This is a genomic window from Mongoliitalea lutea (assembly GCF_014652135.1).
GTDB lineage: Bacteria > Bacteroidota > Bacteroidia > Cytophagales > Cyclobacteriaceae > Mongoliitalea > Mongoliitalea lutea.
Window position 1 is genome coordinate 143,299 of sequence record NZ_BMYF01000002.1, and the last position, 14,446, is coordinate 157,744.

Here is a 14,446-nt window from a genome sequence, read left to right on the forward strand (position 1 = left end):
ATGAAAACCAATCACTATTGGGCTTCTTTGAGTGCATTTCTATGTACCAAAGCAAGTCATTTGAGCATGTTTTTGCTCATTCTCATTTCTTTTGCCTGTAACAATGGCAGTGGAAAAAATCAGAACCAAGTACTCATACAAGTTCCTATCGTGGAACTTCAACCGATGAGTATAACCCTTCCCAAAACCTATGTCAGCGATATTCAGGCTGTGCAGTTTGTAGAAGTACGGGCTAAAGTTGAAGGCTTTGTGGACAGGATATATGTGGACGAAGGTCAATTTGTCAAAAAAGGACAAAACCTCTTTCAATTGACTTCCAATGAATACAATGAAATGGTCAATTCTGCCAATGCGCGTTTGTTTCAAGCCCGTGCAGAAGCGCAAGCTGCCCAATTGGAAGTGGATCGTCTCAAAGTCTTGGTGGATAAAAATATCATTGCCAGATCCGAATATCAATTGGCCTTATCCAAAAAAGCAGTGGCAGAATCCGTCATCTCTGAAGCAGAGTCTATGCTCAAAAATGCTAAGACTGGATTGTCCTATACCACCATTAAAGCTCCTTTTGACGGTATTGTAGATCGTATTCCTTACAAAACCGGGAGTTTAGTAACTGCAGGAGATTTATTGACAAACATTACGGATATCTCTGAGATTTTTGCCTATTACAAGGTGACTGAAAATGAGTATCTTAAGTATATGCGTGCCAAAATCGAAAATGATACCTTCGATGATCAAGAAGTTTCTTTGATTTTATCCGATGGGGTTTATTATGAAAATAAGGGAAGATTGGAGACCATGGAAGCTGACTTTGAAAGAGGAACTGGCTCCATTGCTTTTCGGGTACGTTTCCCAAATCCTGATCAATTGATCAAGCATGGTTCTACGGGTAAGGTAGAGATGAGTGAGACTTTAGAGGATATCTTTTTGATTCCACAAAAATCCACCTTTGAAATCCAGGATTACAATTATGTGTACATCGTGGATAAAAACAATAAGGTGAGGGTACGAAGCTTCAAGCCTTTGCAGCGCTTTGGGGTATTCTACATCGCTGATGGTTTTGAGCCAGGCGATAGAATCATCTATGAAGGTATTCAGCAGGTAAAAGACGGTATGGAAATCATGCCAGAATTAACTCCTGAAAAAGATGTGTATGACACCTTGGTAAAATCCTAAGCCATGTTAGAGCTATTTATCAAACGACCGATCTTATCTACAGTAATATCGGTTTTCATCACGCTATTGGGCTTGTTGGCTTTGACTTCTTTGCCTATCACACAGTTCCCTGAGATTGTACCGCCCTCAGTAATGGTTACAGCTAGATATACTGGAGCAAACGCAGAGGTTTTGGCCAAAGCTGTAGCCACGCCCTTAGAACGAGCAATAAATGGGGTGCCTGGTATGAGTTATATGACATCGGTCAACACTAATGATGGTGTTACAATGATCAATATTATTTTTAAAGTTGGAACAGATCCAGATCAAGCTGCAGTTAATGTGCAGAACAGGGTTTCTACAGTTTTGGATGAATTGCCAGAGGAGGTTATTCGTGCTGGAGTACAAGCCGAGAAGGAAGTAAATTCCATGCTTTTGTATTTGAACTTGGTCACATCGGATTCTACCCAGGATGAAAAGTTCGTGTACAATTTTGCGGATATCAATATCCTTCCTGAATTAAAAAGGATTGATGGGGTAGGCTTTGCCCAGATCATGGGATTTAAGGATTATGCCATGCGGGTTTGGTTGAAACCTGACCGGTTGGTCGCTTATAACCTTTCTCCCCAAGATGTAACAGAAGCCATCCGTCAGCAAAACGTGGAAGCGGCGCCTGGTAAATCAGGTATTGCTTCTGACAGAGATCCTCAGGCCTTGCAATATGTATTGAAGTACACGGGTAAGTTTAATCAAGAGGAACAGTTTGAAAATATCACGCTGAAAGCTTTGCCTGATGGTTCCTTACTCAAATTAAGAGATGTGGCCGACGTGGTCTTTGATTCTCAAGAATACAGCATGGTTTCGATGACAGATGGCAAACCATCTGCTTCTATTATGATCAAGCAAAGGCCTGGATCCAATGCGCGGGAAGTTATCCAAAATATTAAGGATAAAATGGATGAATTGCAAGAGGATTCCTTTCCTCCGGGTATGGAATACAATGTATCCTATGATGTTTCCCGGTTCTTGGATGCTTCTATTTTTGAAGTAGTAAAAACTTTGATCGAGGCATTCCTTTTGGTTTCCTTGGTAGTGTTCATTTTCCTTCAGGATTTCAGGTCTACTTTGATTCCTGCAATTGCGGTTCCCGTTTCCTTGATCGGTACTTTCTTTTTCATGCAACTATTTGGTTTCTCCATCAACTTGTTGACGCTATTCGCCTTGGTTTTGGCGATTGGGATTGTGGTGGATAATGCGATTGTGGTAGTAGAAGCTGTGCACGTGAAAATGCATGATTTGAAAATGAATGCCATGGATGCAACTTTGGCAGCTATGAAAGAGATTGGTGGTGCGATTGTGGCGATTACCTTGGTAATGTCAGCGGTATTCGTTCCGGTGAGTTTTCTTTCTGGTCCAGTTGGGATTTTCTACAGACAGTTTTCCCTGACACTCGCCATTGCTATTGTGATTTCAGGGATTAATGCTTTGACCCTATCACCTGCACTTTGTGCCATGTTGTTGAAACCAGTTGATGTAGACCATAGTCCTAAAAATGGAAAGTTACAACGATTCTTCTATGGTTTCAATAAGCGCTATGATGCCTTAGCTTCTATGTATAGTGGTGTAGTGAATGCCATTGCAGGTAGGAGAGTGGTAACTTTTGGAGCGCTGATTTTATTCTTTGGTTTGACTTATGGAGGATTGGCTGTATTGCCTACGGGGTTTATCCCCAATGAAGACCAGGGGATGGTCTATGTCAATGTCACCACACCTCCAGGGGCTACGGTGGAGCGTACCTCTGAAGTGATGGATATGGTTCAGGCTAGTTTACTTCCTTTGGAAGAGGTGGAAACCGTTTCTACGCTTGCAGGCTACAGTTTGATGACTGAGACAGCAGGTGCATCATACGGAATGGGAATGATCAATTTAGTAGGATGGGGAGACCGTGACAAAAATGTCAATCAATTGATTGAAGATTATCAAGAGCGTGTGTCTCATATCAAAGGAGCAGAAATCCAGTTCTTCTCCCCACCACCTGTTCCGGGTTTTGGTAATGCATCGGGATTTGAACTGCGAATGCAGGATAAAACGGGTGGATCTTTGGATGTTATGGCGCAAGTTACGCAAGATTTTCTGGACGAGTTAAATGCAAGACCAGAACTCAAAGAAGTAACTACCAACTTTGAGCCTAACTTCCCTCAGTATGTATTGAATGTGGATCATGATAAAGCTGCCAAACTGGGGATATCGGTCAATGACGCCATGGAGACCTTGCAGTCTTATATCGGAAGTTTCTATTCTTCCAACTTTATCCGATACGGACAGATGTATAAGGTGATGATTCAAGCTTCTCCTGAGTACAGAACATCTCCCGAGTCTTTGTTGGCTATGTATGCTAAAAATGACAGAGGTCAGATGGTACCTTATTCCAATTTCCTAACCTTGGAAAAAGTTTACGGACCAGAGCAGCTTACCCGATATAATATGTTTAACTCAGCATTGATCACAGGAGATGCTGCCCCGGGATATGCTTCTGGAGATGCCATCAAAGCAGTGGAAGAAGTAGCTTTAAAAGTTTTGCCCAGAGGCTTTGATATCGACTGGTCGGGTATTACCCGAGAGCAAATCGAATCTGGAAATCAGGCAATCTACATCTTTGCTGTTTGTTTGATTTTCGTATATCTGTTATTAGCTGCTCAATATGAAAGTTACTTCTTGCCTTTGCCGGTAATTTTATCGCTTCCAGCGGGGATTTTCGGTTCCTTCTTGTTTTTGAAGTTGACGGGGCTGGAAAACAATATCTATGCGCAAGTATCACTTGTCATGTTGATTGGTCTTTTGGGTAAAAACGCGATTTTGATCGTGGAGATTGCGATTCAAAATAGAGATAGGGGACTATCTATTTTACAAAGTGCGATCAAGGGTGGAGTTGAGCGATTGAGACCTATTTTGATGACTTCCTTTGCTTTTATCGCAGGTTTGATTCCCTTGACTATTGCCTCAGGTGCAGGTGCTATCGGTAACCGAACTATCGGTACTGCTGCAGCAGGAGGAATGCTTATCGGTACCTTGGTTGGGGTATTTTTGATTCCAGGTCTGTATGTGGTGTTTGAAACACTCGATACAAAATTCAAGAAAAAGAAAACCATTGAAATCAAACAAGAATAAGCGGTATTATGAAAGCATTTGTGAATAAACATACAATAGTTGGGCTGCTTCTAACAGGTCTATTCTTGGTTTCTTGTAAAACAGCAGAATTGACTTTAGAGGATATACAGACGGCGCTACCAAGTAATTTTGAGACAGAAATAGCATCAGAGGAGCAGACCTCTGCGGCATTACTCCAATGGCAGAATTTCTTTGAAGATGAAAATTTGAAAGAGTTGATTCAAGTGGCCTTGGACAATAATCAGGATCATTTAAAAACGCTGGAGAGAATCCGGATAGCCCGAGCCAATTTCAGGATTGCCAAAGGCGGATTACTTCCAGAGGTCAATGCACTTGCGGGTGCTTCCGTAAGGAGGTTTGGAGAGTACACGATGGATGGAGTCGGTAATGCTGACTCCAACCTTTCTCCAACCGTTCCAGAAGATAAACTCATTCCAGATCCTTATCGGGACTTTATAGTAGGAGCACAATTTAATTGGGAAATTGACGTGTGGTCCAAACTCCGTAATCGAAAAAAAGCCGCTTTTGCACGATTTTTAGCATCGGAAGAAATGGTCAATGCCATTAGGACATGGCTGGTAGGAGAGGTGTCTCAACAATATTATGAATTGGTAGCATTGGATGAAGAGATTCGGATTTTAGAAGCTAATATTCAATTACAGGAGTTTGCAGTCAATCTTTCCAAAGATTTGAAAGAATCAGGGAAAGAAAATCAATTGGCAGTAGATCAATTTGAAGCCTTGATGTTGAACTCAAAGGCGCAACTTGTAGATAGAAAGCGTGAGCTTCGGACTGCTGAACTACAAATGGCTCAACTACTTGGTGTATATGATTTTCAACATGTGCGGAATACTATGGAGGAGGTTTTTGGGACTCCAGATTTGGTTGATGTAGGACTACCAGCCGAGTTATTAGCATACAGACCGGATATTCGAATGGCCGAGCGTGAGTTATTGGCTACAAAAGCAGAGGTACAAGCTGCCCGTGCAGCTTTCTTTCCAAGTATTCAATTGGGAGGGATGGCTGGATTCAATGCGTTTGACTTTTCCCGTTTGTTCTTCAGTCCTGCTTCCACGGTGTATCAACTTGGAGCTGGGTTAGTAGCGCCTGTATTTAACAGAAATCAGATTCGTATGGATTTTGAAGCGGCGAAAGCTGGTCAAAAGATTGCCTATTTGGATTATGAACAAACCATCTTCAAAAGTTATTTGGAGGTATTGAGCTTGGTCAATGAGTTTAGTGCATTTGATGAGCAATTGCAATTAAAGACTTATGAAGTTGAAGTTCAGAAGCGTTCGGTAGAAAATTCCAACATTATGTTTCGGGTAGGATATGCTGGATACCTCGAAGTTTTGAATGCACAAGTGAATGCTTTGCAAGCAGAAATAGAGTTGATTGAATTGAAAAAACAGCAGCTTCAAGCGAATGTAAGGCTATATAGAGCTCTTGGAGGGGGGTGGTCTGAATAGTTTGGTATGTTAATTAGTTGCTTCAATCGATTTTGAAAAATAAATCTATGTAAATACCTGAAAAATAGATGTTTTGGCATGAGATTTATACATATATACTAGTACAAAAAACCAATCAAACAAACACAGTAATGAAGAAAATGATCTTCGCTATGATGCTTACAGCTGGAATCATGCTAGCATCTTGCGGCAACAAAACAACAGAAAATGTTGAAGTTGAAGAAACAGTTATCGAAGAAACTGCACCTGAAATTGAAGAAGAGGTTTTAGAGATCGAGTCGGACTCAACTCAGGTAGAAGAAGCTCAATAAGTAAAAAAGCTGCTCAGGGATGAGCAGCTTTTTTATTTTAAAAACTCTCTAATATGCCTCAGAGACTTTTTGGTTGGAAAACCCTTATTTGAACTTAAACACTTGATAGAGTTAATCTACCGTTTCAAAAGTACGAAATTAAAGTTAGAAAAAAATACCCAATTTTGGGTATTTTTTGTCGAGTTTGGCTATTATTTTTTGGATTATTGCATGAATAATCATTTAGTAAGATTTTTTTAATATGAATTTGCACTAAATGTTCGGCCAGAGAGGTGCTCGTCCAAACTTAACTTAGAGACTCCCGAGTCTATCCAATCGATGTCTTTTTTACTTTTAAGATGATAATCAAAGAATTCCAACATACGAACACTGTAATCCTTTCTGTTTTCCAACTTGGATAAACCATGGTTTTCACCTTTGTACTGGACCATGATTACCGGTTTTTTCAATCTTCTCAAGGCATTGTAATATTCAATTCCTTGAGTGAAGTCCACTGCCCCGTCTTTATCATTGTGAAGCATCAACAAGGGTGTTTCTACGTTTTTTACATGGTACACTGGTGAGTTTCTTTGGTAAGAATCCCAATTTTCCCAAGGTCCACCCCGGAATCTTCCCTGTGAAGATTCAAAAATGGCCATATTTCCACCCCCAGTATTCCAATAAATCAAATCATACATTGAAATCATATTGGTCAATGGAGCTCCGGCAGCTGCAGCTTTAAACTGATTTGTCTGCGTAATCAAGAATGAGGTTTGGTAACCTCCCCATGAATGTCCATGCAATCCCATATTTTTTTCGTCAATGATTCCTGTCTTCAAGGCTTCTTTTACGGCAGGCAATACACACCAAACAGCTGACATTCCTGGGTCATCCAATTGATAGACAATATCTGGAATCAATACAGCATATCCATTGGATGTGTAGACAGCAGGGTTCCAACCTGTGCCAGAGAATCCTGGATTACTGTAGTTGTGAAGGGTTTGTGATAATTTTTCGTAGTAGTAAATGATAGTTGGATACTTTTTACCTGCTTCATAATTCGCTGGTAAAAATAGTGCAGCTTGCAATGTATCTCCTTTGTCAGAAACATAGTCTACTAATTGGGCTCCAGAAGACCATACATACTTTCCTGCATCAGGCGCATTTTGGGTAACTTGTTCACGTTTTCCAATAGTGGCATCTGTAAGGAACACATTAGTCGGTTCATTGAGCTTCTCTTTGGTGAAGTAATAAACTTCGGCATTCTTAGCTTTGGTGTAGCGGTTGATGTTCGCATCTTCCCAAATTAAGGCTGTTGCTCCTGGAGTCAAGCCTGCTTTTCCTCCGTTAATTCTAGCTATACCACTCTTTTTGGTCCACTCTCCATAGGTGCCAAAGTACTGTGCTTTACTAAGGTCAATGCCTTTCTCTTCGGAATCCAACACATAGCGGCTTTGATAACGGATTTGTTCTTTACGACCATTTTGTGTGATATTTTGTGCACGCTCTCTTCCTGCGAGCACAGGTACTTGCCAGATATCCCATCCATCTCTCAATAAGACAAATCGACTATCAGAAGACCAGCCCATAGCGCTGTACATCGGTAATGTTACATTTCGATCGTTGGACTCGTCGACAAAGCTGACAGGGAGTGATTCTGTTAGGTTTCTTAATTGTTTACTTGGAATATCATATACATGGAAATGTCCATCTTTAGCCAATAAGAGTTTGGTTCCGTCGGGTGAAGGCCTTGGCAAAGAGGCTGGAGAAGGAACGTAGAATTTTTCAAATACTAGGGTTTTTTCACCTGTTTGGAGATCAATTGTGTAGATGTCCCTGTAATTCTGTCCATCCAAATTGATGTCTAATTCATACGCTTGCAAATCAAGTCCCAAACCAAATCTGTGCTTTGGCAAGAGGGTCATTTCACGGAAACTGCTATCCTGCAAAGAAACAAACTGTTTCTTCCCTACATCATACATACCATAGGTATTATACATCTTATCTTGATTTTCCAATACCTGCTGTCTGGATTGTAAGCGGCTATCCTGCCAATGCCAAATGGTCATATCCGGCTTGCTGGCATCGTTTGTTCCATTTGTTTTTTCAGCTGTAGTGGAGGTCTTAGCAATTGCTTTTCTCAAATCATCCAAAGATTTAACAGTTGTGTCGGCAAGGATTTTCTGTAGCTGTGCCTTTTCAAGTGAGTCCTTATTGCTTACCGGTTCAGTTTCTTTTTTGCTTTCTTTTTTCTCAGGAACGAGCGCGTGGATTCCAAAAAATAACCGGTTCAAATCATCAGACCACATCGGTCTTCTATTTGGACTAATGGTGGATTCCTTGGTGAAGTTGACGCTATCTTTCTGAGGATCATAGACGATCAATTGTGGTGCGTTAAGATTTTTGACACCCAATACTTTTCCATGATCTTGCTTGTATTGTTTGTCTTTGACCATCTTCAAAAGGGCAAAGGCATCTCCTTTTTCTGTCCAAGCAATGGAACGATAAGTAGCGGCATCCGAATCTAACACTTCCGTTTTTCCAGAGTTTAACGTCAATAGATAAATTCCATTACCCACTTGATTGGCGGCATCGACTGCATACGCCAAAAACTCTCCAGATTTATTAAACCCGAAATCACTCACATTTCCAATGTTTTGTTTTTTGCCGGATGTAAGATGTAGTAATACCAAATCAGAACCTTTGGCATCTCCATTGGAGCCTTCTCTGTTGAGATTGATCGCTAAATGGGTAGATGCTTTGCCATTGAAATTGAATGAGCCCACATTTTCAAAGCTTGTTTGCTTGTAATCGTTGGAAAGATCAACCAAAATCAATTTTTCTTTCAGTCCTCTACCTCCTGATTTGGCAGCAGCTTTTCTTTCCTTATCGGTAGGATACTCTTTGAAGGCTAACCATTTTCCATTTTCTGAAAAACTCACAGAAGGAAAGTTACTGGAACCAATTTTAAACGTTTTCTTATCCTCAGGATTGCCGGTTTTTTGAAGGATGAGTTCGCTGTCTCCTTCTACCATACTCATCACATGGGTCATCCATTGGCCATCGGGAGATAGTTGCACGGTACCCATATTGATGGATTTCCATGCAGGAATATCCTGCCAAGTGATGGGTCTCGGTTCTTTACTTGCATTTTGCGCAATTGCATAGCTTGCTATCCAAGCAATGCATATCAGTACTATGGATATTTTTCTCATTAGTTTGTTAGTCAATTAGGGGTGTTCAACATAGCGCTCAAAGAATTCAATGATTCTAGCCATTCGGTCAATTCTTCTATGAATAGCTCCCGAGCGGGAAAGTTCATGGCCTTCACCTGGATAACGTACATATTCTACAGGTTTACCTAATATTTTCAAACTCTTGTACAGGAGTTCTGATTGTCTTACACCTGTTCGTAAGTCCTGATCTCCATGCTTGATGAGTAGGGGAGTCTGAATATTCTGAACGTAGGTTTGTGGACTATTATAATCCATTATTTCTTTAACGCCCTCTTCCCAAGGATAGCCAAAATGATTGGGAACTAATCTCCAAGCATTTCCTTCTCCCAAGAAGAAGGTCAATTCATACACTCCGCGTTGCGCAAAAGCAGCTTTGAATCGATGGTCATGTCCCACAATCCAAGCAGTCAAATAACCTGCATAGGATCCACCTGTTAGGAAATATTGATCTTTATCAATCCAATCGTATTGTTCCGTAGCTTTGTCCAAAGCAGCTAACACATCCGCTGCAGGTCCATCTCCCCAATCCTGGAAGTTACCCTTTTGGAATGCCTTGCCATAACCGCCACTACCTCTTGGGTTTGCATATACTACACCATAGCCTTTAGCTGCCATTACTTGGAATTCATGCCACATAGAGCCTTCTCCTGGTCCCCACATAGCAGAAGGTCCTCCGTGCATATTTAAGATGGTAGGATACTTTACGCCCGCTTTTACCTCAGCAGGAGGCATCACCCAATACTCAATTTCAAAACCATCTGCTGTTTGTAAGGTATGGAAACTAGGCTTGGATAGCTTTTTGCCTGCTAGCCATCCTTGATTCCAAGTGCTGATCTGTTGAGGATTGCGGTTATTGAGGTCGGCTACAAATATTTCAGAGATATGTTCCACCTTGGTCAGTGCATAGACCAATCGCTGTCCTACGATATCGAAGCTGCCGACGCCGACTTGGGCACTGATGACAGGATCAATTTTTCCTGTATTCACCGCCGCCTTCCACAAATAGAATCCCCCATTGCTAGCACCTGTAAAGTAGATACTTTGGGAATCTGCTGTCCACGTTGGTGAAGAAACAGATCGGTCCAGAGACTCAGTGATCCATTTAAAACCAGTTCCATCTGCTCTCATGACTCCGATCATGGATTGATTGTAGGATGGCTCTTCTACATTTTGTCCACCTACAGCAATCCATCTACCATCGGGAGAAAAGCTTGGATTACCCACCCGGTGATTTTCTAAGCCAAAAAATTTACTAGCTTCTTTGGTTGAGATATTGATTTTCCAAACTTCTGTGTGGTTAGTTTCATCTGGATGAATATCGTTGAAGAGGGACGATGAATAAATATGTTGCATATCAGGGCTCCAAGTACCCCCAAAGAAACTCTGAAAGCCTTTGGTGATGATTTCTGATTCACCAGATTGCACATCAATGATTCCCAAGTGTGAAAAATTTAATTCAGGATTTAAATCCAACTCACCAAGAAAATTCAAACGGTCAATGACTTTTGGATCGTTTTTGGAATTGTTCTTGGCTAGAAATGCGCGCATTTCCTCTAAGCTTCCATCTGGATTTGGTTTAATTTCCTCCTTAGCCAAACCTGCTTGGATTGCTTTATAATTGGGCTCATCTCCATAAGCTCTGCCAGGTCTTGGTTGTTCCCAGTCAGGGTTTCCTTCAATTGCCCAAATGGGTAAACTTACAGAAAATAAAATCTTTTTAGAATCTGGTGACCATACAGGACTAAACGCGCCATTTTTTTCTTTGGTAAGCTGTTGGCTTTCTCCACCAGCAGTAGGAAGCAAATATATTTGAGCTTTTCCATCTTTTGCTCGAGTGAATGCAAGATGCTTTCCATCTGGAGAAAGTGTAAAGGAGGAAACATTGTAATCTGAAGAGGTTACCGGTGTACTGTTGAATGGTGCTTTTAGCTCCGTTTTCCAGATTTGAGACTTATACTGATATGAATCTTCTCCAGTTACTTCGATATGATTTTTGACAAAATACACATAATTTCCATCGGGACTGATTTGATGATTGTTTGTCTGAACAATCTTGGTCAGATCTGAAATTAAAATCTTTTTATTGTCTTGCCCAATGGCTAAATGCACACAGCAAATCCAGAGCAAAAGCATTAACGATTTTTTCAAAGTTGGATAATTCATGAAGGATTTATTTTAAAATTGAATGTTAATTCATTAATATTTCGCTAATTTACTGTTAAATCACCGTGTTTAAGCCCCCTTTAAGTCAAGGATATGACCGTATTTAAAAAATCCGACTATCATCAACCTTCTTTTTCCTCTAATGATGCCGAATTATCATTTCTTAGGGGTGTTATGCGTAGAAGTTTGGATATGGTTGCCATCTTAGACAAAAACGGGTATTACAAATATATTAGTCCAGCAGCAATAGATATACTAGGATACCAGCCAGATCAAATTATTGGAAAATCTTTTAGGGAGTTTGTTGATAAGGGAATAATAGAGATAGATGGACAAATTTTTAATAAACTTCTTGAAACAAAAGAGCAAGTTACTGTTGATTTTTGGATGACAAAAGCTGACGGTAAAAAGATGTTGTTGCAAAATTTGGCAATCAATTTATTGGATGATCCGAATGTTGAGGGAATTTTGTTTAATGGCCGGGATATTACTGATCTTTTTTATACAAAAAAATCACTTGATAGAAAGTTTGAGCTAGAGTCCCTTTTAGCTAATTGTTCTACAAAATTTGTAAACTCTGTTTACACTAATCTAGATGAAGCATTTTTATATTCTTTAAAAAATTTCTCCTCCTATTTCAAGGCAAAAAAAAGTTATATTTATCGGGTTAGTTCTGATAAAAAGGATGTCAAACTTTTGTATAAACATGGGGAAGATTTAGATCAAATACCAACTTTTTTAAGTTATGAATTGCTAACTGATGTGTTGGTAGATGAATATTCTGATGGAATAATTTACCTTGAAAAAGGATATTCCGATTCAGTATGTCATAAGCTTATGGGGGATTTATCAGAGCTTTTTTTAGAATCCAATCATTTAATTATTCCAATTTTAGTAGGTAATCAATTATCTGGTTTTTTTGGTTTTACTGATTTTGCGGACTCCTTTGATTGGGAAGTAAAAGATTTGTTAGTTTTAAAGCAATTGGGGGATATTTTTTCAGGTGCTTTTGTCAATTTGTCAATAAAGAAAAGGTTAGATAGAAATGAAAACTTATTGATAAATACTGAGATTTTGGCCAAATCAGGTTCATGGCGGTTTAGTGAAAATCAAAAAAAAGTCGTTATTACGCCTGGATTTAAAGATTTGTTTCAGATAAGTTCAAATGATTTAAACTTGAGTGTATTTACTGCATTGAGGTTAATTCCTGAATTAGATCGATCAAAGTTCCTTCAAAAAATTAAAAAAGTAAGCACCTCTGGTTCTATTGAGACAGGGGAATTCGTGATTCAAAGCATAGATGGCGATTGTAAGTACATAAAATTTCACATTCAAAGTAAAATTTATCAAAATCTCAACTTACGAGAATTATATGGTTATTTCGTAGATATTACAGATGTTCACAAGAGTAAAGAGCAAATTCTGAAGAGTGAAGAAAAATTTCGAACACTTGTTGAAGATAGTACTGAGATTATTTTTTCTTTAAAACCAGATTTGACAATTATCTATTTATCACCTAATGTTGAGCAATTTTTAGGTTTTGAGTCATCAAAAGTAATTGGGACCAAACTTACCCAATATATGCACTCAAGTGACTTAGAAGCTTTTGAAGAATTTTTAAAAATAGACGAACATTTTTTGTTGAAAAACCAATACTTGGAATTTAAGCTTCGTACCAAAGAAAATGATTTTAAAGCATTTTCATCGAATGCGAAGGTTGTATACAGTAGCGACGGAGAGTTTTTATATAATGGAATTGCTCGTGATGTGACGAAACTTCGAGAAGCTCAAAAGGAATTAGTTTTTGCAAAAGAACGTGCGGAAATGGCTGCAAAGGCTAAAAGTCAATTTTTATCCATAATGAGTCATGAAATCCGTACACCAATGAATGCAGTTATTGGACTTACTCATTTATTGATTGAAGAAAATCCTCGATCTGATCAATTGGAAAATTTGAAAACCTTGCAGTTTTCAGCTGAGAATTTATTGAGTTTGATAAACAATATTCTAGATTTCAATAAGATGGAGTCTGGTAAGTTGGAAATAGAATATGTGCCTATTGATTTAAAAAATCTCATAAATACATTTATAATGTCATACAAGTATCAAGCAAGAGAAAAAGACCTTCAAATTTTGTTTGAATTTGATGAAAGAATTTCTTCAAACCTCTTGGGAGATGCAGTTAGAGTTGGTCAGATAATAAATAATTTGTTATCTAATGCCATTAAATTCACTGAAAAAGGATTCATTAGGGTATCTGTTAAATTAAAAACTCAGAAAAGTGATGGTTTAATATTAGATTTTTTAATAGAAGATACTGGGATTGGAATCCCCGATGATAAAATTAAAGATATTTTTAACGCATTTACTCAAGCTAGTACAGAAACAACACGTAAGTTTGGGGGAACAGGATTAGGGTTGGCGATAGTAAAAAAACTAATTCAATTGTTTGATAGTGAAATTCATGTAGATAGCCAAGAAAATAAAGGTACTTCAATAAGTTTTCCAATATTTTTTCCTTTTGGAAGTTCAACCACTACTTCTCTATCATCGCCTATTAATCAATTAGAGGATAATTTGAAAGAGGCCCGATTGTTAATCGCAGAAGATAATATTGTCAATCAAATGATGGTTAGAAAATTCATGAAAAAATGGGGTGTTGATAATTTTACTATTGTCAATGATGGTCAGGAAGCTATTGAAATGCTTGATTGTAATATATTTGATATATTATTATTGGATTTGCAAATGCCTAGAAAAGATGGGTTAGAAGTTGTGAAATTTGTTCGGTCACATTCTAAATTGGAAATTAGGAACCTCCCAATAATTGCAATGACTGCCTCTCCTTGGGAAGAGGTAATGGAGAAATTTGAAAATCTAAAAATGGATGATTATGTTCCAAAACCATTTAATCCTGAGAGTCTTTATTTAAAACTCATAAGGCACTTACAAACATAATTGTTCGTTA

7 protein-coding genes are annotated in these 14,446 nt (G+C 38.9%); 5 read left to right on the forward strand and 2 right to left on the reverse strand.

Annotated elements, in window-relative coordinates; all coding sequences use genetic code 11:
- From IE080_RS02325 to IE080_RS02340, 4 genes are all read left to right on the forward strand, one after another.
- Window positions 1–1,173, forward strand: a complete 1,173-nt coding sequence (locus IE080_RS02325) for an efflux RND transporter periplasmic adaptor subunit (protein WP_229800457.1) — start codon at window positions 1–3, stop codon at window positions 1,171–1,173.
- Window positions 1,174–1,176: 3 nt separating this feature from the next.
- Complete coding sequence (locus tag IE080_RS02330) at window positions 1,177–4,320, forward strand: efflux RND transporter permease subunit (RefSeq protein ID WP_189578830.1); 3,144 nt, start codon at window positions 1,177–1,179, stop codon at window positions 4,318–4,320.
- An 8-nt stretch (window positions 4,321–4,328) separates the two neighbouring features.
- Complete coding sequence (locus tag IE080_RS02335) at window positions 4,329–5,789, forward strand: TolC family protein (protein WP_189578831.1); 1,461 nt, start codon at window positions 4,329–4,331, stop codon at window positions 5,787–5,789.
- 131 nt (window positions 5,790–5,920) lie between these two features.
- Complete coding sequence (locus IE080_RS02340; protein WP_189578832.1) at window positions 5,921–6,100, forward strand: hypothetical protein; 180 nt, start codon at window positions 5,921–5,923, stop codon at window positions 6,098–6,100.
- Between the two features lie 236 nt (window positions 6,101–6,336).
- Here IE080_RS02340 and IE080_RS02345 read toward each other — a convergent pair whose 3' ends face one another.
- Window positions 6,337–9,294, reverse strand: a complete 2,958-nt coding sequence (locus IE080_RS02345; protein ID WP_189578833.1) for a S9 family peptidase — start codon at window positions 9,292–9,294, stop codon at window positions 6,337–6,339.
- Between the two features lie 15 nt (window positions 9,295–9,309).
- Window positions 9,310–11,478, reverse strand: coding sequence for a S9 family peptidase (locus IE080_RS02350; protein ID WP_229800458.1), 2,169 nt, complete (start codon window positions 11,476–11,478; stop codon window positions 9,310–9,312).
- 93 nt (window positions 11,479–11,571) lie between these two features.
- Here IE080_RS02350 and IE080_RS02355 point away from each other — a divergent pair, with 93 nt between their 5' ends.
- Window positions 11,572–14,436, forward strand: a complete 2,865-nt coding sequence (locus IE080_RS02355) for a PAS domain S-box protein (RefSeq protein ID WP_189578834.1) — start codon at window positions 11,572–11,574, stop codon at window positions 14,434–14,436.
- The last annotated feature ends 10 nt before the right edge of the window (window positions 14,437–14,446 follow it).